This is a genomic window from Streptomyces griseorubiginosus, from assembly GCF_017614965.1.
Taxonomy (GTDB): domain Bacteria; phylum Actinomycetota; class Actinomycetes; order Streptomycetales; family Streptomycetaceae; genus Streptomyces; species Streptomyces griseorubiginosus_B.
This window is the reverse complement of record NZ_WVUG01000704.1, coordinates 1-714: the sequence shown is the minus strand read 5'-3', so window position 1 is coordinate 714 and position 714 is coordinate 1. Positions and strand designations below refer to the sequence as shown.

At 69.7% G+C, this 714-nt stretch carries 1 protein-coding gene; it reads left to right on the top strand.

The genetic code is table 11. The features are described from left to right. A partial coding sequence (locus tag GRC12_RS44860; protein WP_208786142.1) for a type II secretion system F family protein occupies positions 1–608 on the top strand: 608 nt, incomplete at its 5' end. Positions 609–714 lie beyond the last annotated feature (106 nt).

Here is a 714-nt window from a genome sequence, read left to right as displayed (position 1 = left end):
CGCTCGCTGGTCTGGGTCTGCTCTGCCCGGTGATCGCGACGATTCCGTGGATCATCGTGGGCGTGGGGCTGCCGTTCTACGTGCCCGCCGGCGTCGGACTCATCATCGCCGGCCTGCTGTTCATCACCCCCGACCTCGCGGTGCGGGATGCGGCCAAGCGGGCACGGGAGGAGTTCGCGCACGCCCTGTCCGCCTACCTCGACCTCGTCGCCCTCAAACGGGCCGCCGACGCCGGCCCCGCCGAAGCCCTGGAAAAAGCCGCCGCCGTCGGCGAAGGCTGGCCCTTTGTGTATCTGCAGGGTGCCCTGCGCCGCGCCCGGCTGGAGAAGATCCCCCCGTATCAGGCACTCACGGAGCTGTCCGCCCAGTACGACCTGCCCGTCCTCACCGACATCGCCGACATCATGCGCGGCTCCGCCACCGACGGCGCCGCCGTCTACAAGGCCCTGCGCGCCCGCACCGCCGCCCTCAACGCCGAACTCCTGGCCGACCAAGCAGCCGAGGCCAACACGGCCAGCGAGAAGATGACCGCTCCCGGAGCCCTCCTCGCCGTGCTGGTCATGCTGCTCATGGCCTTCCCCGCCGTCATCCGCATGCTCACCGTCTGAAAAGACCACCCCGAGCCGTCCAACGCTCACGAGAGGCAATCAAGATGAAGCACACAGCAGACCGCACCCGCCAGGCCGTGCTCCACGCGAGCACCCACCCCACCCC